18 protein-coding genes are annotated in these 19,930 nt (G+C 73.2%); 13 read left to right on the top strand and 5 right to left on the bottom strand.

Translation table 11 applies throughout. The features are described 5' to 3' along the window. The first annotated feature begins 232 nt into the window (after positions 1 to 232). From BU198_RS18090 to BU198_RS18035, 12 genes are all read left to right on the top strand, one after another. Positions 233 to 2,068: an ABC transporter transmembrane domain-containing protein gene (locus BU198_RS18090; RefSeq protein WP_188297901.1), complete on the top strand. Its 1,836-nt coding sequence runs from the start codon at positions 233 to 235 to the stop codon at positions 2,066 to 2,068. Positions 2,069 to 2,114: 46 nt separating this feature from the next. After that, positions 2,115 to 3,887 (top strand): ABC transporter ATP-binding protein, encoded by a 1,773-nt coding sequence (locus tag BU198_RS18085; protein ID WP_188297900.1) that lies wholly within the window; start codon positions 2,115 to 2,117, stop codon positions 3,885 to 3,887. 162 nt (positions 3,888 to 4,049) lie between these two features. Beyond that, positions 4,050 to 4,295: a LapA family protein gene (locus BU198_RS43830; RefSeq protein ID WP_188297899.1), complete on the top strand. Its 246-nt coding sequence runs from the start codon at positions 4,050 to 4,052 to the stop codon at positions 4,293 to 4,295. 47 nt (positions 4,296 to 4,342) lie between these two features. Continuing rightward, entirely contained in the window at positions 4,343 to 5,071 is a 729-nt protein-coding gene (locus tag BU198_RS18075; protein ID WP_188297913.1) for an amino acid ABC transporter ATP-binding protein, read from the top strand. An 81-nt stretch (positions 5,072 to 5,152) separates the two neighbouring features. Then, on the top strand, positions 5,153 to 6,034 hold the full coding sequence (locus BU198_RS18070) for a glutamate ABC transporter substrate-binding protein (protein ID WP_188297912.1): 882 nt from the start codon (positions 5,153 to 5,155) through the stop codon (positions 6,032 to 6,034). A 12-nt stretch (positions 6,035 to 6,046) separates the two neighbouring features. Further along, positions 6,047 to 6,691, top strand: a complete 645-nt coding sequence (locus BU198_RS18065; RefSeq protein ID WP_188297898.1) for an amino acid ABC transporter permease — start codon at positions 6,047 to 6,049, stop codon at positions 6,689 to 6,691. Next, positions 6,688 to 7,557, top strand: a complete 870-nt coding sequence (locus tag BU198_RS18060) for an amino acid ABC transporter permease (RefSeq protein ID WP_188297897.1) — start codon at positions 6,688 to 6,690, stop codon at positions 7,555 to 7,557. The genes BU198_RS18065 and BU198_RS18060 overlap by 4 nt, the downstream gene beginning before the upstream one ends. A 146-nt stretch (positions 7,558 to 7,703) precedes the next feature. Continuing rightward, the gene (locus BU198_RS18055; protein ID WP_188297911.1) at positions 7,704 to 8,609 is read left to right on the top strand and encodes a LysR family transcriptional regulator; all 906 of its coding nucleotides are present in this window, start codon (positions 7,704 to 7,706) and stop codon (positions 8,607 to 8,609) included. A gap of 76 nt (positions 8,610 to 8,685) precedes the next feature. Further along, positions 8,686 to 9,267 (top strand): cysteine dioxygenase family protein, encoded by a 582-nt coding sequence (locus BU198_RS18050; RefSeq protein ID WP_188297896.1) that lies wholly within the window; start codon positions 8,686 to 8,688, stop codon positions 9,265 to 9,267. A 13-nt stretch (positions 9,268 to 9,280) separates the two neighbouring features. Then, entirely contained in the window at positions 9,281 to 10,405 is a 1,125-nt protein-coding gene (locus tag BU198_RS18045; protein ID WP_223244568.1) for a YeiH family protein, read from the top strand. A gap of 144 nt (positions 10,406 to 10,549) precedes the next feature. Continuing rightward, on the top strand, positions 10,550 to 11,284 hold the full coding sequence (locus tag BU198_RS18040) for a spermidine synthase (RefSeq protein WP_188297894.1): 735 nt from the start codon (positions 10,550 to 10,552) through the stop codon (positions 11,282 to 11,284). A gap of 162 nt (positions 11,285 to 11,446) precedes the next feature. Further along, complete coding sequence (locus BU198_RS18035) at positions 11,447 to 12,484, top strand: TetR/AcrR family transcriptional regulator C-terminal domain-containing protein (RefSeq protein WP_188297893.1); 1,038 nt, start codon at positions 11,447 to 11,449, stop codon at positions 12,482 to 12,484. A 131-nt stretch (positions 12,485 to 12,615) separates the two neighbouring features. Here the strand turns inward: BU198_RS18035 and BU198_RS18030 are convergent, their stop codons facing one another. The 3 genes from BU198_RS18030 to BU198_RS18020 all read right to left on the bottom strand — a co-directional run bounded on the left by BU198_RS18030 (position 12,616) and on the right by BU198_RS18020 (position 16,114). Further along, entirely contained in the window at positions 12,616 to 14,475 is a 1,860-nt protein-coding gene (locus tag BU198_RS18030) for a hypothetical protein (protein WP_188297892.1), read from the bottom strand. A 162-nt stretch (positions 14,476 to 14,637) separates the two neighbouring features. Beyond that, positions 14,638 to 15,495: a TetR/AcrR family transcriptional regulator gene (locus BU198_RS18025; protein ID WP_188297891.1), complete on the bottom strand. Its 858-nt coding sequence runs from the start codon at positions 15,493 to 15,495 to the stop codon at positions 14,638 to 14,640. Between the two features lie 109 nt (positions 15,496 to 15,604). Next, on the bottom strand, positions 15,605 to 16,114 hold the full coding sequence (locus BU198_RS18020; protein WP_188297890.1) for an NUDIX hydrolase: 510 nt from the start codon (positions 16,112 to 16,114) through the stop codon (positions 15,605 to 15,607). Between the two features lie 122 nt (positions 16,115 to 16,236). On the opposite strand from BU198_RS18020, the gene BU198_RS18015 reads away from it, so the two are divergent. Next, positions 16,237 to 17,460 carry a serine hydrolase domain-containing protein gene (locus tag BU198_RS18015; RefSeq protein WP_188297910.1) on the top strand — a complete coding sequence of 408 codons (1,224 nt, stop codon included), beginning with the start codon at positions 16,237 to 16,239 and terminating at the stop codon, positions 17,458 to 17,460. Positions 17,461 to 17,462: 2 nt separating this feature from the next. On the opposite strand, the gene BU198_RS18010 is transcribed toward BU198_RS18015, so the two are convergent. Together BU198_RS18010 and BU198_RS18005 are read right to left on the bottom strand one after the other, a co-directional pair. Beyond that, positions 17,463 to 17,786: a nuclear transport factor 2 family protein gene (locus BU198_RS18010; protein ID WP_188297889.1), complete on the bottom strand. Its 324-nt coding sequence runs from the start codon at positions 17,784 to 17,786 to the stop codon at positions 17,463 to 17,465. A 255-nt stretch (positions 17,787 to 18,041) separates the two neighbouring features. Then, on the bottom strand, positions 18,042 to 19,565 hold the full coding sequence (locus tag BU198_RS18005) for an aldehyde dehydrogenase family protein (RefSeq protein ID WP_188297888.1): 1,524 nt from the start codon (positions 19,563 to 19,565) through the stop codon (positions 18,042 to 18,044). Positions 19,566 to 19,930: the final 365 nt, after the last annotated feature.

Below are 19,930 nucleotides of genomic sequence, written 5' to 3'. Positions count from 1 at the left end.
CCGTTGCGCGGATCGCGCGGGGCTTGGCAGGCTCGCGGCCATGACCTCCTGACTTCCCGGCCCTTCGCGTCCATCCCGTTTCCGTCCGGTGTCTCCTCCGGACGCGTCGTCGACGTCGCCGTGCCGTCGCGCCGCCGGGCCGCTGCGTCGCCTGGCCGTCACACACGCCGTGTGCCCCGTCACCCTGCTTCCCCGTGCTCCCGCACCCTCGCACCGCTCGTATCGGAGTGTCATGCTGCTCACCCCCCTGCCGCTGGCCGACCCCGGCAGTCCCGATCTCTCCTCGCCCCTCGCATTCCTGCGGTGGTTGCAGCGCAGCCAGCGCCGCGGGCAACTACTCGCCACCTGCTGGACGCTGATCGAGATGGGGTGTCAGGCCGCCCTGCCGGTACCGCTCGGGTTCGGTGTGCAGGCCGCGGTGGACGGTGATTCCGGCGGAATCTGGCGATCGGGCGCCCTCCTCCTGCTGCTGGGTGCGGGCGCCGCCCTCGGCGCCGTGATGGCGCACCGTCAGGCAGTCTGGAACTGGATCCACGCGGCCACCCACGTGCGGCAGTTGGTGGCACGTCAGGCCTCGGACCTCGGGGCCGGGCTGTCCCGCCGGATCGCCACCGGCGAGGTTGTCGCGGTGGGCAGCGGGGACGTTGAGCGGATCGGCTGGTACGTCGAGCTGGTCGCCCGGGTGAGGTCAGCGGTGGCCGTCTGGCTGGCCGTCAGCGTCGCGGTGCTGATGGTCGATCCGGTGCTCGGAGCCGGGGTGCTGCTCGGTGTTCCGGTGCTGGCGGCCTCCGTCTGGCCGCTGATCGGGCCGTTCGAGCGGCGCTACGAGGAGCAGCGGGCCCTCGGGGGCAAGGCCACCGAGCTGGCGGCCGACACGGTCGCGGGGCTGCGGGTGCTGCGCGGCATCGGCGGCGAGGAGCTGTTCCTGGAGCGGTACCGGGCCGCTTCCCAGAAGGTCCGGGTGGCGGCGGTCCGTTCGGCCCGGATCTGGTCGCTGATGCAGGCGCAGCAGGTGCTGCTGCCCGGCCTGTTCGTGGTCGGCGTCACCTGGTACGGCGCCCGTTTGGTGGCCTCCGGCGAGCTGGCCGTCGGCACCCTGATCGCCGTGTACGGCGCGACGGCGTTCCTGGCCGCGCCGCTGCGGATCCTGGGCGAGGCCGCGCACGCCTGGAGCGTCGCCCGGGTCTCCGCGGGGCGGACGGTCCGGGTGCTCTCGCTCGACCGGACCGGTGGAGCGGCCGAAGTCCCGCCGGTCCCGCCGGCCGGGTCCGACGGGCAGGTCCCGTCGGAGTCTGCCGGGCAGGTCACGCCGGCCAGGCCGGAGAAGGCCGACCTGTACGACCCGGAGAGCGGCCTGACCGCGCGGGCGGGAGAGCTGACCGCGGTGGTCTGCGGTGACCCGGACTTCGCCGGGGCGCTGGCCGAGCGGCTCGGTGGCCACGTCCCGCGGGCCGAGGGCGAACGGGCCCAGGTCTCCGTGCGGCTCGGCGGCACAGACCTGGACGCGGTGCCGCTGGCCGAGGCCAGGGCAGCGGTGCTGGTCCACGACAAGGAGCCGGTGCTGCTCTCCGGCACGTTGGCCGAGCTGTTCGACATCCCGTCCTCGGGGCGGGTCCCGGCCGCCGAGGCGTTGGCGGCGGCCAGGTCCGACGATGTGCTGGCGGCCCTGGTGGAGGGCTCCCCGGAGTGCGGGGGAGACCCGATGCTCGCCCGGATCACCGAGCGCGGGCGCTCGCTCTCCGGCGGCCAGCGCCAGCGGCTCGCCCTGGCCCGAGCGCTGCTGGCGGACCCGCCGGTGCTGGTGCTCGACGAGCCCACCAGTGCGGTGGACGCGCACACCGAGTCGATGATCGCCACCGGCTTGCGGGGCGTTCGGGCCGGCCGCACCACCGTGGTCTTCGCGACCAGCCCGCTGCTGCTCGACCAGGCGGACCGGGTGGTGCTGCTGCACGAGGGCCGGGTCGCGGCGGCCGGGCGGCACCGCGAGCTGATGCGCAGCGAGCCGGCCTACCGGGCCGTGGTCACCCGCGAGGAGGAGGCGGTTCAGCCGGTGGGTGGGGCCGTATGAGGACCGTCGTCGACTTCCCTTCCAGGCAGCAAGCGAGGAGTACGTCATGAAGCCCCCCGTCCAGGAGGAGCAGGGGCCGGCCGCCACCCTGCCGGTCGGCTCCCCGGCCGCCGTGCGCGGCTATCTGATGCTGCTCGCGCGGCGACATCGCGCCGGGTTCTCCACGGTGGTGGGGCTGCACTCGGTGGCCACGGTGGCGGGGCTGGTCGGGCCCTGGGTGCTCGGCAGGCTGGTCGAGTCGCCGGCCACCGGCACCGTCGGGTCCACCGTCACGGTGGCGGTCGCCTGGTACCTGCTGGCGCTGGTGGCACAGGCCGCGTTCACCGGGTGGTCGCGGATGCGCGGCGCGGTGCTCGGTGAGCGGGTGCTGGCCGACCTGCGCGAGGACTTCCTGGTCCGCTCGGTGGCCCTGCCGACGGGAGTGCTGGAGCGGGCCGGTACCGGGGACCTGGTCTCGCGGGGCACCACCGACGTCGACCGACTGGACAAGTCGGTGCGCGAGGCGGTGCCCGAACTCGCCGTCGCCGTGGTGTCGTTGCTGCTGGTGCTCGGCGCGCTGGTGGTCACCTCGCCGCTGCTCGCGCTGACCTCGCTGGTCGGGCTGCCGCTGCTGCTGGTCAGCTCGCGCTGGTACTTCCGGCGTGCGCCGCAGTCCTACCGCAGCGAGTCGGCCGGGTACGCGGCGGTGAGCAACGTGCTGGCCGAGACGGTGGACGCCGGGCGGACGGTCGAGGCGCTGCGACTGGGGGACCAGCGGGTCCGGCTGACCGACCGCAAGCTGCGCGAGTGGCTGGCATGGGAGCGCTACACGCTGTGGCTGCGTTCGGTCTGGTTCCCGACCATCGACGCGGTCTACACCTTGGCAGTGCTCGCCACCATGGTGCTCGGCGGGCTGTTCACCATCCGAGGCTGGATCACCGTGGGCCAGTTGACCACCGGCGTGCTCTACGCGCAGATGCTGACCGGCCCGGTGGACCTGATCCTGCGCTGGTACGACGAGCTCCAGATCGGCCAGGCCTCGCTGGCCCGGCTGGTCGGCGTGCGCGAGGTGCCGGAGCACGAGGGGGACGAGTCCGTCCGGCCCGACGGCCGCCGGGTGGAGGCGAAGGACGTCCGGTTCGGCTACCGCGAGGGAGTCGACGTCCTGCACGGGATCAGCCTGGACGTCGCCCCGGGCAGCCGGGTCGCGCTGGTCGGACCGTCCGGGGCGGGCAAGTCCACCCTCGGCCGGTTGCTGGCCGGGATCTACGCGCCCGGCCGCGGCAGCGTGACCCTCGGCGGGGCGGCGCTGGCGCGGATGCCGGCCGAGCGGGTGCGCGCGGAGGTCGCCCTGGTGAACCAGGAGCACCACGTCTTCGTCGGCACCCTGCGGGACAACCTGCGGCTGGCCGCACCCGACGCGGACGACACTGAGCTGCGGTCCGCGCTGGACGCGGTGGACGCCGGGGGCTGGGTGGACGCGCTGCCGGAGGGCCTGGACACCGAGGTCGGCTCCGGCGGCACCTCGCTCACCCCGCCGCAGGCCCAGCAACTGGCGCTGGCCCGGTTGGTGCTGGCCGATCCGCACACCCTGGTGCTGGACGAGGCCACCTCGCTGCTCGACCCGAGGGCCGCGCGCCACCTGGAGCGTTCGCTCTCCCGGGTGCTGGAGGGCCGGACGGTCATCGCGATCGCCCACCGGCTGCACACCGCGCACGACGCGGACGTGATCGCCGTGGTCGAGGGCGGGCGGATCAGCGAGTACGGCAGCCACCCGGAGCTGGTCGCGGCCGGCGGACCGTACGCGGCGCTCTGGCGGTCCTGGCGGGACGAGCGGTAGAGGTCGGGACGAGAGGTCGCGGCCGGTCGAACAGGTGATCCTCAGCGGCGGGTCGGAGTGTTGTCAAACCCGTACGGGTCGGATTGACCCGTACGGGTTACTCCCTGGCCCGTAGGGGCGCGTAACCGGGCAAATCGGTGCTCCGGCCCGCAGACTGCTCCGGTGACCAAGATTTCAGACAGCTCGTCCCGATCCTCGCGCGGTGAGATCGGCGGAATTCCCACGCGCTACATCGGGATCGGCGTCATCGTCGTCCTCGCCGTGTGGTTCCTGTTCGCCAACCTCGACAAGGTCAAGATCCAGTTCTGGGTCTTCACCGTCACCGCGCCGCTCTGGATCGCGCTGCTGGCCACCCTGATCGCGGGCGTCGCCCTGGGCTGGCTGCTCAAGGGACGGCGCAACAAGTGACCGCAGCTCCCGGGCCGGCCCCGGCCGGTGCCTCCGGCTTCACCCCACTGATCGAGCTGCGCGGGGTCAACAAGCACTTCGGGGACCTGCACGTGCTGCAGGACATCGAACTGACGGTGGGGCGCGGCGAGGTCGTCGTGGTCATCGGCCCGTCCGGCTCCGGCAAGTCCACGCTCTGCCGGGCGATCAACCGGCTGGAGCCGATCGAGAACGGCACCATCCTGATCGACGGCCAGCCACTGCCCGCGGAGGGCAAGGGCCTCGCCAGGCTGCGCGCCGAGGTCGGCATGGTGTTCCAGTCCTTCAACCTGTTCGGGCACAGGACCGTGCTGCAGAACGTCTCGCTAGCCCAGATCAAGGTCCGCGGCCGGTCCAAGGCGGAGGCGGAGAGCAAGTCCCGCGCGTTACTGGAGCGAGTGGACCTCGCCGCGCACGCCGACAAGTACCCGGCCCAGCTCTCCGGCGGGCAGCAGCAGCGGGTCGCGATCGCCCGCGCGCTGGCGATGGATCCCAAGGCGCTGCTGTTCGACGAGCCCACCTCGGCACTCGACCCCGAGATGATCAACGAGGTGCTGGACGTCATGCGCCAGCTCGCGAGCGAGGGCATGACGATGGTCGTGGTCACCCACGAGATGGGCTTCGCCCGGGCCTCCGCCAACCGGGTGGTCTTCATGGCCGACGGCCGGATCCTCGAGGACCGAGCCCCGGAGGACTTCTTCGGCGCCCCCGAGAGCGAGCGCGCCCGGGACTTCCTGTCCAAGATCCTGAAGCACTGAGGCGGCGCCGTGAACCGTCAGACGACGCCCGTGACGGGGCCCGCGAGGAGGCCCGCCGCGCGGGCGCGGGCGGGCGGGCGCGTGCTCGCCGCCGTCCTGCTGCTCACCGCGCTGGCGGCGGGCTGCGGCAAGCCGGGCACCCCGCCGCCCAAGGGCCCGCAGCCCAGCGCCCTGCCCAGCTACCAGGTGCAGGACGCCTCCGCGATCACCGGTTCCCCGACCCTGGACGCCGCCCGCAGCCGGGGCCACCTGGTGGTCGGCGCCAAGGAGGACCAGCCGTACCTGGGGCAGAAGAACCCGGCCACCGGGGTGTACTCCGGGTTCGACATCGAGATCGCCAAGATGGTCGGCGCCTCGCTGGGCTTCCCGCCGGACCGGATCCAGTTCAAGACCATCGCCTCGGCCAACCGCGAGACCGCGCTGCAGAACGGCCAGGTGGACTACTACGTCGGCACCTACACCATCAACGACAACCGGAAGAAGCTGGTCGGTTTCGCCGGTCCGTACTTCATCGCCGGGCAGTCGCTGCTGGTGCGCAAGAACAACACCACCATCCACGGCCCGGAGGACCTGGACGGCAAGAAGGTCTGCTCGGCGGCCGGCTCGACGCCGTACCAGCGCATCCAGACGAAGTTCCCCAAGGCCAGGCTGATCGGATACGACACCTACTCGGCCTGCGTGGACAACCTGATCACCAACCAGGTCGACGCGGTGACCACGGACAACGCGATCCTGCTCGGCTACGCGGCCAAGGTGCCGGACGAGCTCAAGGTGGTCGGCCCGCTGTTCTCGACCGAGCCGTACGGGATCGGGGTGCCGAAGAACGACACCGTGCTGCGCGGCGCGATCAACGACGCGCTGGAGCACCACATGCGGAACGGCGACTGGCAGAGGGCCTTCGAGGCGACGCTCGGCCTCTCCGGGGAGCCGGCGCCGACCCCGCCGCAGATCGACCGGTACTGAGAGGGCCGCGCCGTGAAAACGCTGACCGACAACTGGTCGACCTACTGGGACGGGTTCCTCGGCACGCTCTCGCTGTTCGTGGTGAGCGCCGTGCTGGCGCTGGTGCTGGGCGTGCTGATCGCGGGCTTCCGGGTCTCGCCGGTCAAGCCGCTGCGGGTGTTCGGCACGCTGTGGGTGACGCTGCTGCGCAACACGCCGCTGACCCTGCTGTTCTTCATCGTGGTGCTGGGTCTGCCCCGGTTCGACATCACGATGCCCTTCTACACCTTCGCGGTGCTCGCGCTCGGCTGCTACACCTCGGCCTTCGTCTGCGAGTCGATGCGCTCGGGCATCAACACGGTGCCGACCGGGCAGGGTGAGGCGGCCCGCAGCCTCGGCATGAGCTTCGGGCAGACGATGAGCCTGGTGGTGCTGCCGCAGGCGTACCGCTCGGTGGTGGCGCCGATCGGCAGTGTGATGATCGCGCTGGCGAAGAACACCGCGATCGCCGGTTCGTTCAGCGTCACCGAACTGCTGGGCACCTACCGGACCATCAACGAACTGGGCTACAGCATCATCTGGACCTTCGTCTGGATCGCCGTCGGCTACCTGATCATCACCCTGGCCGTCAGCGCCGTCTTCAACCTGCTGGAACGACGAGTGGCGGTGTCCCGATGACGGTCGAATCCTCGGCGCTGTACGACATCCCAGGACCGAAGGCGCTCGCCCGGCACCGTCTGTACGGCGGGATCGCGCTGCTGCTGATCGCGGCGGTGATCGGCTGGGTGGTCTACATGCTGTTCCACACCCACCAGTTCACGTCCGCCAAGTGGCAGCCCTTCGAGTACCGGGGCGTGCAGGACCTGCTGCTGCGCGGGCTCGGCAACACCCTGAAGGCCTTCGGCTGGACGGTGCTGTTCGCGCTGCCCTTCGGCGCGCTGCTCGCCGCCGGGAGGCTCTCCGACCACCGGGTGGTGCGCTGGTTCGCCACGCTGGTGGTGGAGTTCTTCCGGGCGATGCCGGTGCTGGTGATGATCTTCTTCGTCTTCGTCGCGCTCAAGGTGCAGCCGCTCTGGGCACTCGTCTCCGGGCTCGTGCTCTACAACGGCTCGGTGCTGGCCGAGGTGTTCCGGGCCGGCGTGCTCGCGGTGCCCAGGGGGCAGCGGGAGGCGGCGTTCGCGCTGGGGATGCGCAAGACCCAGGTGATGACCTACGTGCTGGTGCCGCAGGCCGTCCGGGCGATGCTGCCGGCCATCATCAGCCAGCTGGTGGTCGCGCTGAAGGACACCTCGCTGGGCTTCCTGATCACCTACGAGGAGTTCCTGCACGCGGGCAAGTTGATCGCCACCAACCTGGACTACGACCTGCCGTTCATCCCGGTGGTGATGGTGATCGCGCCGATCTACATCGGCATGTGTCTGCTGCTCTCCTGGCTCGCCCGCTTCGTGGAGCGGCGCAGCCGGCGCAGTCCGAGCGTGCGCGGCGGGGCGCCGGTGGTCAAGGCCGGGGTGTCGATGGGGCTGCCGCCGTCGGCGCAGCAGTGAGCAGCCTGGTTCGGGGCTGAACCAAAGGTGCGGGTGGGGTCGGGGCCGGTACCTCCAAATTCCTCTTATGATTCTCGGACGCCGAAAGGGTGCCCGCGGGGCGCTGACCGGAGTCGGTGGGTCGGGTGGGAGGGGTCATGGAGCCGGTGTTCGATTCGCGGCACATCAGGACGTTCCACGAAGTGGTCCGGGCCGGCTCGTACTCGGCCGCCGCCCGTGAGCTCGGCTACACCCAGCCCGCCATCACCCAGCAGATGAAGGCGCTCGAACGCACCGTCGGAGTCCCGCTGTTCACCCGTGCCGGACGCGGACTGCGGCTCACCGAGGCGGGCGAGGCACTCTCCCGGCACGCCGAGCTGATCCTCGGCAGCATGTCCGCCGCCCAGCAGCAGCTCGCCGCGCTGGCCCGGCTGCGCGCCGGCCGGGTACGGGTCTGCGCCTTCCCCAGCGCCAACGCCACCCTGATACCCGAGACGATGGCCCGGCTGCTGGCCGAGCACCCCGGCGTGCGGGTCGAGCTGCTGGAGGCCGAGCCGCCGGACTCCGTCCAGCGGCTACTGCGCGGGGAGTGCGACATCGCACTGGCCTTCCGCTACCCGGGCGGGGCCACCGAGGTGCCGGACGGGCTGGACGAGATCCCGCTGATGGAGGACCTGCTCACCGTGCTGCTGCCGGTCGGGCACCCGCTCGGCCGCCGGCACGCCGTGCGGCTGGCCGACCTCGACGGCGAGCGCTGGATCGCCGGCTGTCCGCGCTGCCGGGCCAACCTGCTGCACGTCTGCGCCGAGGAGGGCTTCGCACCGGACATCGTGTTCTCCACCGACGACAACCTCGCGGTGCAGTCACTCGTCGCCGCCGGGGTCGGGATCGCGCTGATGCCGGCGCTGGTGCTCTCCTTCATGTGCCACCGCAAGGTCACCGGGCGGGCCGTCGAACCGCACCTGCGGCGGCAGGTGAGCGCGTACGTGCTGCGCGAGCACCGTCGGCTCCCCGCCACCGGGCTGGTGCTGGACCACCTCCGGCAGGCGGCGGCGAGCCGGGTCGGCTGCTGACCCATAAGCACGGATGGGGGGATTGCTTAGGAATCCTCCTTGGACGTGATGGGTCCATGGGTTCGAACCTGTTGGCATGACACCCTCAGCCACGGTCGGCAGCGACCGGCTCACCGAGCGGATGACCGCGCTGATCAGTGAGATCCGCGCCGTCGTGGACCGCGGGCTCCCGCCGGAGCTCACCGCCTACCTGGTCGGCGAGCGCCTCGCCCCGCACCTGCTCGCCGCCCCGGACGGGCCCGACGCGCTGCTCACCGCCGCCCAGTGCGAGGGCGACCCGCAGCGTTACCGCCAGCACGTCCTGCACGCCGAGGAGGACGGCGGCTTCTCCGTCGTCGCCCTGGTGTGGCTGCCCGGGCAGCAGACCCCGATCCACGACCACGTCTCCTGGTGCGTGGCCGGTGTCCACCAGGGGCAGGAGAGCGAGACCCGCTACCGGCTGGTCTCCGAAGGCCCCACCGCCCGGCTGGTCGAGACCGAGCACGTGGCCGGCCCGGCCGGCACCGTGGCTGCCTTCGCTCCGCCCGGCGACATCCACCTGGTGCGCAACTCCTGTAGCAGCACGGCGATCTCCATCCACGTGTACGGCGCGGACGTCTCGCGGCTCGGCACCAGCATCCGGCGGGTCTACCGGCTGCCCGCCGACCGGGAGCAGTGAGCGCGGCGTGGCACTGACCCTCCGCCAGCGCGCCGTCCGCACCGGCTCGCTGCCCCCGCTGCGCGGGGACGTTCCCGGCCTGCTGCTCGCGGCCCTCGGGGTGGCCGCCGCCCTCGGGGTCCACGCACTGGTTCCGGCCGTGCCCGAGCTCACGGCCGCCGTGCTGCTCGGCATGCTGGCGGCCCACCTGCCCGGGCTGCGCCCGGTGGTCCGCGGGATCGCCAGGCCGGGGCTGTCGACGGCCGGGAAGCGGCTGATGCGGCTCGGGATCGTCCTGCTCGGGCTGAAGCTCAGCCTGGGCGACGTGCTCGGCCTCGGCTGGGCCACCGTCGCCATGGTGCTCACCGTGGTCGCGGCCACCTTCGCGGGCACGCTCTGGCTGGGCCGGCGGCTCGGTCTGCCCGGGGACCAGCCGCTGCTGGTCGCCACCGGGTACTCGATCTGCGGGGCCTCGGCGATCGGCGCGGTCAGCCAGGCGGCGGGCAGCGAGGAGGAGGACGTCGCGGCCTCGGTGGCGCTGGTCACCCTGTGCGGGACGCTGGCGATCGCCGTGCTGCCGCTGCTCCAGCACCCGCTCGGGCTCGGCGAGGTGGAGTTCGGGCGCTGGGTCGGGGCGAGCGTGCACGACGTGGGACAGGTGGTCGCCACCGGGCAGACCGGCGGGGCCGGGGCGCTGCGGGAGGCGGTGCTGGTGAAGCTGATGCGCGTGGTGCTGCTGGCGCCGCTGGTCGCGGGGGTGGCCGTGGCGGTGCGGCGGCGGTTGCGGGCGGCCTCGGCAGTTGCGGCGGGTGCGGGTGCGGGTGCGGGTGCGGGTGCGGGGGCTGCGGAGGGCGCGCTCGGTGGCGGGGCGGGTGAGAAGTCGGGGAAGACCGACCGCCGTCCGCCGATCGTGCCGCTGTTCGTGGCGGGGTTCCTGGCGATGATCGCCCTGCGGACCACCGGGGTGCTGCCCGAGCGGGCGCTCGGCCTCGCCGCGGACGCCCAGAACCTGCTGCTGGCCGCCGCGCTGTTCGGCCTCGGCAGTGCGGTGCACCTGCCGACCATGGCGCGCACCGGTGGGCGGATCGCCCTGCTCGGGCTCGGCTCCTGGGTGGTCGTCGCGGGAGTCTCGTACGCGGGAGTGCTGGTCACGACCTGACGGGCCGGGGTGCGGACTCGGCTATTGTCGGGCGGGTGCCCGCCCTGCCCGTACGGGCAGGGCGGCCCCGCATTCGAATTCGCCCGAGTCCGCCGGCGTTTGCCTGCACCTGCCTGCGGTCGCCGGGTTCGCCAAGGAGGACGGATGACCACCGGACTGCCCGGACGCGACGGCCAGGAGGCCGTCGTCACGCTCGACCGGCGGGAGGGCCCGTACGGCGAGGTGGTGCTCCGGCAACGCGGTCGGGACTTCGAGATCATCGCCAACGGCTGCTTCCTGATGGACACCGCCGACGGGCGCTCGGAGCGGCTGCTGGTGCAGGCCGCCCTGGACGAGCTGGACCGTACCGGCGCTGGTGCCGTCGCCCGTACCGGCGACCGGGCAGAGCGGCCGTCGGTGCTGATCGGGGGTCTCGGGGTCGGCTTCTCGCTGGCGTACGCGGCGGCCGAGCCGCGCTGGGGGCGGATCGCCATCGTCGAGCGGGAGACCGCGATCATCGACTGGCACCGGACCGGCCCGCTCGGAGCCTTCTCGGGTGGTGCGCTGGACGACGAGCGGGTCGAGGTGCTCCACACCGACCTGCTGGAGTACCTCGCGGCGGCGGACGGCGCGCGCTACGACGCGCTGTGCCTGGACATCGACAACGGGCCGGACTGGACCGTCACCGAGTCCAACGACGGGCTGTACGGCGCGGACGGGCTCGCGGTGCTGTGGCATCGGCTGCGGGTGGGCGGGGTGCTGGCAGTGTGGAGTGCGCGGCCTTCGGCGGGTTTCGAGGAGGCGCTGTGGGCGGCGGGGTTCTCGGACGTGGTGACGCACGAGATTCCGGTGGCCCGAGGGGTGCCGGACGTGGTGCACCTGGCTCGGCGGGCGGGCTGAGGCCGGGTTTGCGGCCGGGGACGGGAGCGGCTGGGTCGGCTGGACTGGGTTGCGGTTGCGGGTCGCGGGTGAACTTGGCGGTGGTGGACGGTGGTTGATGCCTCGCGTTTCAACCAGGTTCGATGCTGAGGCAGTTGGTCGGTTGGTGGGTGGTGGGATTGGGTGACTGAGAGCGGGAGTCCCTCGGAGCGGATCGCGGCCGAGCTTCGACGGCGCATCGTGGTGGGGGAGTTGGCACCGGGGGCTCGGCTGCCCTCCACCCGGCGGATCACCCGGGAGTGGGGCGTCGCGATGGCCACGGCGACCAAGGTGCTGAACCGTCTGCGGGAGGAAGGGCTCGTCCGGGCGGTCCCGGGGGTGGGCACGGTGGTGGCCGGGAAGCCAGAGCCGGCGGTGGGCCGGGCGAGGCAATCCCAGCCGGCGCCGCAACGGCCGTCGCGGGAGGTGCCGCAGCAGACAGCGCACGGGGACGGCCGGTTGTTGGCCGAGCCCGCCGGGGCGCGGCGGGTGGGGGCCGGTGGCGAGCGCGACCTCACCCGGGAGCGGATCGTGGTGACGGCGGTCCGGGTGGCGGACGAGGAGGGGCTGGCGGCGCTGTCGATGCGCCGGGTGGCGACCGAGCTGGGGGTCGCGACGATGTCGCTCTACCGCCATGTGCCCAGCAAGGACGAGCTGTTGCGGTTCATGATGGACATGGCCTTCGGCGAGCAGCCGCTGCCCGAGCCGCCGGCGTCGGACTGGCGGGAGGGGCTGGAGACGGTCGCCCGGTTGCAGTGGCGGATCTACCGCCGGCACCCGTGGCTGGCCTCCACGATGTCCTTCACCCGTCCGGTGCTGGCGCCGGACGCCGCACTGCACACCGAGCGGTCGATGGCCGTCCTGGCGGAGCGGGGGCTGAGCTGGGAGGAGATGGCCCAGACGGCTGTGGCCCTGGCGGCGTTCGTGTGCGGGCTGGCCGTCCACTTCGAGAGGGAGGCCCAGGCCGAGCAGGACAGCGGATTGTCCGCGGACGAGTGGATGGAGCGCGTGGACGACGAGGACCACGAACGGCTGATGGCGAATCCGGAGCAGTTCCCGATGTTCGACGCGCTCAACCGGGGGCCGGAGATCGACATGAGCCTGGAGGCGCTGTTCGAGTTCGGGATGGCGCGGATGCTGGACGGGGTCGGTTCGGTGATCGAGCGGCGGGGTGACGGGTAGCAGGTGACAGCGAACAGCCGACAGATTTCATCTTTTGTTCGCTGAAATCTGTTATCTGAAATCTGTCGGCTGTCACCTGTTCGCTGCCGCCTGCTCGCCGCGTCCGTGCACGGCGGTACCCCGGCTCCGGCTCAGCCGAACGGGCGGTTCTCCGGCTCGGCGTCCGCCTCGTCCGCCGGCTCCGGTTCGGCCGCGGACAGGTCCGGAAGGCCTCCGAAGGCGAAGGGATTGAAGTCCGGCGGCGGGATCATCACCGGAGTGCCCTTGCGCGGGGCCGGCTCCTCCTCGCTCTCGCTCTGCTCCGGACCCCGCGCGGCCGCTTCGGCGGCGGGCAGGGCAGGGGCCGGGATGACCGGCGGTACCGAGGGTGGCGGCGGGACCGCCGGCCCCTGAGCGGAGACGGTGGTGCCGAACGGGTCGGCCTTCTGCTCGCCCGCGACCGTGGTGCCGAACGGGTCGGCGACCGCGGCGACCGGAGCGGCCTCGTCGGGACGGGCGGCGGGCGCGTCGCCCGACAGCTCCGGGAGGTCGCCGAAGGCGAAGGGGTTGAAGTCCGGCGGCGGGATCATCACCGGCGTGCCCTTCAGCCGGTCCCCGGCGTCCGGCCCCGCATCGCCCTCGGTGGCGGCGGAGAACTCCGCGACCGGCGCGAAGGGGTTGAAGTCCGCCGGAGGCACCCGTACCGGCGTGCCGCGCAGGTGCACCGGCACCTCCTCCGCCTCCGGCACCTCCTCGACGGCCGGAGCGGAATCCCGCGTCGACACCGGAAGAGGCGCAGGAGCAGGCGCAGGCGCCGGAACGTGGCCGGCCACAGCGGTCGGCGCGGGTACGCCGTCCCAGCCGAACTGGATGCTCTTCAGCAGCTCCGCGAACGCCTCCGTGTACAGCTCCCAGTCCTCCGGCCGCGCCGTGGACAGCTGGGCGCACAGCACCGTCCCGCCGTCCGGCAGCGGTACGAAGGCCTGGACGGCCGAGGTGACCACCCAGCGCCGCTGCCCGTCGGCGGTCAGCGGCCCCGGCACCGGGACGGTCCGGCCCTCGACCAGGACGGCGGCCGGCCCGGCCGGCAGCAGGACGGTCCACACCTCGGCGTGCCGCCGGACGGTGGCCAGTTCGGTGGCGAGCGCGGTGATCGGCAGCGGGTGCCGGGCGAGCGAGACGACGAGGGAGGCGTCCGAGGCACGGTCGTCCAGCTCCAGGGCGCAGACGCCGGCGTACACGACGCCCGCGTCGCGGACCAGGTCGGCGAGGGTGGCGGAGATCACCGCGAAGTCCCGCCGGGGTTCCGGGCCGGTGGCGCTGAACAGTTCCTCGGAGACCTCGGCCAGGTGCCGGGCCAGTTCCTCGGCGGCCGCCACGGTGGCCGGGGCGGCACCGTCGGTCCGCTCCGCGTCGTCGGGAAGCGGCGGCACCGTGCGGACGGAGACGCCGGGCGGGCCGCCGGGGGAGGTCAGTGCGTGGAAGCCGGGCGGCACGACGAGCCGGACCTCGGTGCCCGCGCCGGTGGGCAGTTCGACCGGCTGCCGGGTCTGCTGCCCGGCCGCCAGCGCGGCCAGCGCCGGGGCGAACGGCGGGCGCAGCTTGGCGTCGGCGAACTCGCCGGTGACCGGCAGCTGGAAGAGCGCGGCCGAGGTGGTGCCCCGGTCGGCGATGGCACCGCGTACCGCGCCGCCGCCGTAGCGGGTCTGGAGCGCGGCGACCACCCGGTCGGTGAGCCGCGCGCCGGTGCCAGGACGGGCGGTGCCCGCGGTGGTGACCGTGCCGAGCCGGCCGAGGGCGCTGTGCACCGGGCCGTTGGGGGCCAGCGGCAGGCCGAACAGCGCCTCGGCGGCAGGGTGTTCGACCGTCCGCGGGGCGCTCAGCGAGGCCGCCGGATGGCGGGAGGTCTGCTCGTCGAAGAGGGCGTCGGTGAGGGTGCCGAGGGTCGCGCAGACCTGCTCCGCTGCCGCGAAGGGATTGGTCTCCGCGCTGAACTGGACGTCCTGGGTCACCTGGTGAGCCCCCCGCTCTGCTCCGTCTGCCGCCGGTGGTTCGGGTGGGACCGGGCCCGCCGCGGCGGCGTGTCGTCAGATCCCGGCTCATTCCTATCAGAGCCCACTGTCCTGACCGAACCGCAGGATGACCCGATGATCAAATCGGACGACCGCTCCCGGTCACTCGGAGACGGCACCGGCAGCGGCGCCGGTGGCCTGCGCGGACCCGTCCTCCGGGGCGTCCGCGGCAAGCGCGGTGACCGCCTCGACGATCCCCGGCACGGCGAACAGCCCGGCGAGGTCCCGCACCAGGCGTCCGGTCGGGCCGTCCGGGCGCTCGTCGGCGAAGAAGGAGGCCAGTTCGGCCGCGAGCACCGGCTCGCGGGCGGCGGTGAGGGCGAGCGCCGCGACGAACTCCTGCACCAGGTGCAGCTGGAGCTCCTCCAGCGGCACGGAGCGCTCGGCCAGCCACTCCAGCGAGGTGATCTCGGCGTTGGCGATCCAGGCCCGGACGGTCAGCCGCAGTCCGACGCTCGGCGCGGGGACGGCCAGATGGGCCAGGATCTGCTCCTGCGCGGCCCGCCGCACGTCGTCGATCACCGCCGAGGTGCCCGCGCTGGCCGCCACCGAGCCGCCGCGCAGCAGTGCGGCGAAGCCGGGCCCGTGGCTCTGCACGAAGTCCAGGTAGCGGCCCATCACCCGGTACAGCCGCTCCGACAGCGGCCCCTCCATGCGCTCCTCGAACCGGGCCGACAGCTCCTGCCCGGCCCGCCGCAGCGACTCCTCGTACAGCGCCTGCTTGCCGGGGAAGTAGTGGTACACCAGCGGCCGGGAGGCACCAGCCGCGGCGGCGATGTCGTCGATCGACACCTCCTCCGGCGGGCGCCGGCTGAACAGTTCCAGCGCCACGGCGATCAGCTGTTCCCGCCGCTCGTCCACGCTCAGCCGCCGACGCGGCCGTTCGCCCGCCGCCGCCCGGGCGGATGCGGAGGTCCGAGCTGCGCGGTCGGCCGTCGGCGACGGCGTACGGGAGGCCATGCGCGCCACCCTAGTTCGTCGATGGCCCTCCGGTGGAGCCAGGGGGCCGCCGCTCCCCAGGCAGGCCCCCGCCCGCAGGCCCCGGCTCGAACGCCGAGGCCGGGTGGGCCTATGCCGCCCGGAGGTCCAGGTAGCGGCGGTAGGCCTCCAGGCCGTCGGGGACGAAGGCGTCACGGGCGAGGCGGTCGTCGAGTTCGGCGGCGGTGAGCCAGGCGTGCCAGGCGACCTCGGACTGCTGGGGGGAGACCGGGCCGTCCCACTCGGCCTCGTACATGTCGAACCACCAGGAGAGCCGGTCCTGCTCGAAGAGGAACTTGAAGAGCGGGCGCGGGGCGATGCCCTGGACGCCGAGTTCCTCCTCGGCCTCGCGGACGGCGGCTTCGACGTAGGTCTCGCCGGAGCCGACCACTCCGCCGACGAACATGTCGTACGCGCCGGGGGCGAACAGCTTGGTGTCGGTACGGCGGTGGACGAAGATCCGCCCGGCCGGGTCGCGGACCAGGATGAAGACGCAGCGGTGGGTGAGCCCGCGCCGGTACACCTCGCCGCGCAGGGCGGTCCCGATCACGCGGTCGTGCTCGTCGACGACGTCCAGGAGTTCTTCGGCAGGGTTGGTCATGGTGGACAGGTTAGGGTTTCGGCGCTCGGTTCGATCGAATTTCGGTCCGGTTTCGGTCGAAGGGGATCGTGGTCGAACGTGCATGGCACGAGAAGCAGCGGAACTGGTCGAGGACGGCGCGCGTGGTGGAGGTCTGGGGCGAGACGGCCGAAGGGTTCGAGCCCGTACGGGCGGCCTTCGTACGGAACTTCGCCGACTACGGCGAACTGGGCGCGGCCTTCGCGCTGTACGTGCGCGGTCGCAAGGTGGTCGACCTGTGGGGCGGCGACGCCCGTCCCGAGGTCGGCGGCAGGCCGGCCCCCGCGGTGCCGTGGACGGCGGACACCGCGCAGGTGCTGCGCTCGGTCACCAAGGGTCTGACCGCGACCACCGCGCTGCTGCTCGCCGAGCGCGGACTGCTCGACCTGGACGCCCCCGCGGCCTCGTACTGGCCGGAGTTCGCGGCGGCGGGCAAGGGCGCGGTGCCGGTGCGCTGGCTGCTCTCGCACCAGGCCGGGGTGCCCGCGCTGGACGTGCCGCTGCGGCTGGAGGACGTGCTCACCTGGGAGCGCGCGGCCGCCGCGGTCGCCGCGCAGGCGCCCGCCTGGGAACCGGGCACCGCGCACGGCTACCACCCCTACACCTTCGGCTGGCTGGTCGGGGAGGTGGTGCGGCGGGTGAGCGGCCGGACGGCAGGCCGGTACTTCGCGGAGGAGGTCGCCGGGCCGCTCGGGCTGGACCTGTGGATCGGGCTGCCGGCCGGCGTGGCCCCCAGGGTCGGCAGGCTGGTCGACCTGCCGGCTCCGGAGGCGGCCAGGACCGGTCCGAGCGGGCTGCGGCTGCGGCCCAAGCAGTCGGTCCGGGACGCCTACCAGGACCCGGCCTCGCTGACCGCCCGCTCCTTCGCCTCGGTGCGTCCCGGGGTGGACCTCAACGACCCGGCGGTGCAGGCCGCCGAGATCCCCGGCGCCGGAGGCATCGGCACCGCCCGGTCGCTGGCCCGGTTCTACGCGGCGCTGATCGGCGCGGCCGACCGTACGGACGGCTCCGGTGCGCTGCTGCCGCCGCTGCTCGGCCCCGAGGTGCTGGCCCGCGCGGTCGGTCCCGTGGTGAGCGGCCCGGACCGGGTGCTGATCGTCAACTCGACCTTCGGCCTCGGCTTCTGGCGGCACGGCCCGACCGCGCCGATGGCCTCCCCGGCGAGCTTCGGCCACCCGGGGCGGGGCGGTTCGCTGGGCTTCGCCGACCCGGAGCTGGGGCTGGGCTTCGGCTACGTCACCAACGGCATGCAGCCGGGCGTCACCGGGGACGTCCGCTCGCGGAACCTGATCCGCGCGGTGCGGGGGTGCCTGGGGCTCGACCGGTAGCCTCAGGCCTGGCCGGTCTCGAAGCGGGTGACCTTCCCGGCGTCGACGGTGAAGCGCCAGGCGGTGCGCATCTCGCCCCAGGTGTCGTTGGTGAAGGTGGCGACCAGTGCGCGGCCGCCGTCCGATTCGGTCTGGACGTTCATCCGGCCGTGGGCGGTGAAGATCTCACGGTCGATCCAGTCGGGCAGGTCCCGGTCGGAGCCGTCGTCGGACATGGTCGCGTCCTCGGTGAGCAGCCCGACGAAGGCGGCTCGGTCGCCCGCGTTGATCGCGGTGACGACGGCGCGGACGACGGGGTCGCTGAGGTTGGCGGCGGCGATGGTCACGGGGGACTCCCGGAGAGGGCGACGGGTCGGGGGAGTCCTGTTCTACGGCGTTCGCGCGGGCCGTCCGGGCATGTCGGCGGCATGTCGGCGGCGCGTCGGTGAATCGGCCGCATTCATGTGCTTTGATCCCCGGAACAGGCGGTTCGCCCCCGGAGCCCGCCACGGGGAGTGGCGAAGGAGTGGGAGGCCCTCGGGCCTCCCACTCCGCTTTCGCACCAGGGACCCCCGGCGGGAGCCCGCCCGGGCGGGACGGGCCTAGAAGAAGCCGACCGCGTCGGGGGAGTAGCTGACCAGCAGGTTCTTGGTCTGCTGGTAGTGCTCCAGCAGCGCCTTGTGGTTCTCCCGCCCGATGCCGGAGTTCTTGTAGCCGCCGAAGGCCGCGTGGGCCGGGTAGGCGTGGTAACAGTTCGTCCAGACCCGTCCGGCCTGGATGGCGCGTCCGGCCCGGTGGGCGGTGTTGAGGCTGCGGGTCCAGACGCCCGCGCCGAGCCCGTACTGGGTGTCGTTGGCGAGGGTGACGCCCTGGTCGAAGCCGTCGAAGCGGGTGACCGAGACGACCGGGCCGAAGATCTCCTCCTGGAAGACCCGCATCGCGTTGTCGCCCTCGAAGACCGTCGGCGTCACGTAGTACCCGCCGGCCAGCGCGCCGTCGAGGTCGGCCCGCTCGCCGCCCACCAGGATCTTGGCGCCCTCGTCCCGGCCGATCTCGAAGTACGAGAGGATCTTCTTCAGCTGCTCCACGCTGGCCTGCGCGCCGACCTGGGTCTCGGTGTCCAGCGGGTCGCCCTGGCGCATCGCCCGCACCCGGTCGAGGCCGTCGGCCAGCAGCCGCTCGTAGATCGACGATTCGATCAGCGCGCGGCTGGGGCAGGTGCAGACCTCGCCCTGGTTGAGCGCGAACATCGCGAAGCCCTCGACGGCCTTGTCGTAGAAGGCGTCCGAGTCGGCGGCGACGTCCGCGAAGAACAGGTTGGGGCTCTTGCCGCCGAGTTCCAGCGTGACCGGGATCAGGTTGTCGGCCGCCGAGCGGGCGATCAGCCGGCCGGTGGTGGTCTCGCCGGTGAAGGCGAGCTTGCGGATCCGGGGGCTGGCGGCCAGCGGGGCGCCGGCCTCCTCGCCGAAGCCGGTGACGATGTTGAGTACGCCGGGCGGCAGCAGGTCGGCGGTCAGCTCGGCGAGCAGCAGCACCGAGGCCGGGGTCTGCTCGGCGGGCTTGAGCACCACCGCGTTGCCGGCCGCGAGCGCCGGGGCGAGCTTCCAGATCGCCATCAGGATCGGGAAGTTCCACGGGATGATCTGGCCGACCACGCCCAGCGGCTCGTGGAAGTGGTACGCCACGGTGTCCTCGTCCAGCTGGGAGAGGCTGCCCTCCTGGGCGCGCAGCGCACCGGCGAAGTAGCGCAGGTGGTCGACGGCGAGCGGGAGGTCGGCGGCCAGCGTCTCGCGCACCGGCTTGCCGTTCTCCCAGCTCTCCGCGACGGCCAGCTGCTCCAGGTTGGCCTCGATCCGGTCGGCGAGCCGCAGCAGCACCTGCGCCCGCTCGGCGACCGGGGTGCGGCCCCAGGCGGGGGCGGCGGCGTGGGCCGCGTCCAGGGCGGCCTCGACGTCCTCGGCGGTGCCGCGGGCGACCTCGGTGAACACCTCGCCGGTGACCGGGGTCGGGTTGCCGAAGTACTCGCCGCGCACCGGGGGCGTCCATCCGCCGCCGATCCAGTGCTCGTACCGGGAGCGGTAGGCGACGATGCTGCCGGGGGTGCCGGGGGGCTGGTAGACGGTCATGCTCGGTGTCTCCTCGCTGCGTCGGGGGCCGCCGGGCACGGCTCGGGCCACGGGCGGCGCGCCGGACCGCCCGGTCGGGGGGTGGTCCGGCGGGAGGGTGTGGACACGCAATCGGAGCGGCGTCCCGCAGGGGCGCCCGCCGTCGAGCACGATAGCCGCCGGGTGCCCGGCGCGGCTACGGTCCGTACGGCGGTCCCGTACGGAGGGTGGGCCTGCGGGCCGTTCTCGGGGGTGTGTCGCGCGGTGTGCCGCGGCGGATCACCGCGGGTGTACCGGACCGGCTCGCTGGCGCTGCCAGGACCGGATCACTGGGGGGCGTGCGCTCCGGCCGTGTTCCCGCGCCGTGCCGCCGCACGCCGCCGTGT

The organism is Streptomyces sp. CBMA156 (assembly GCF_014596515.1).
Taxonomy (GTDB): Bacteria; Actinomycetota; Actinomycetes; order Streptomycetales; family Streptomycetaceae; genus Kitasatospora.
The sequence above is the reverse complement of the archived record's forward strand: the minus strand, read 5'-3'. Positions and strand labels throughout refer to the sequence as shown.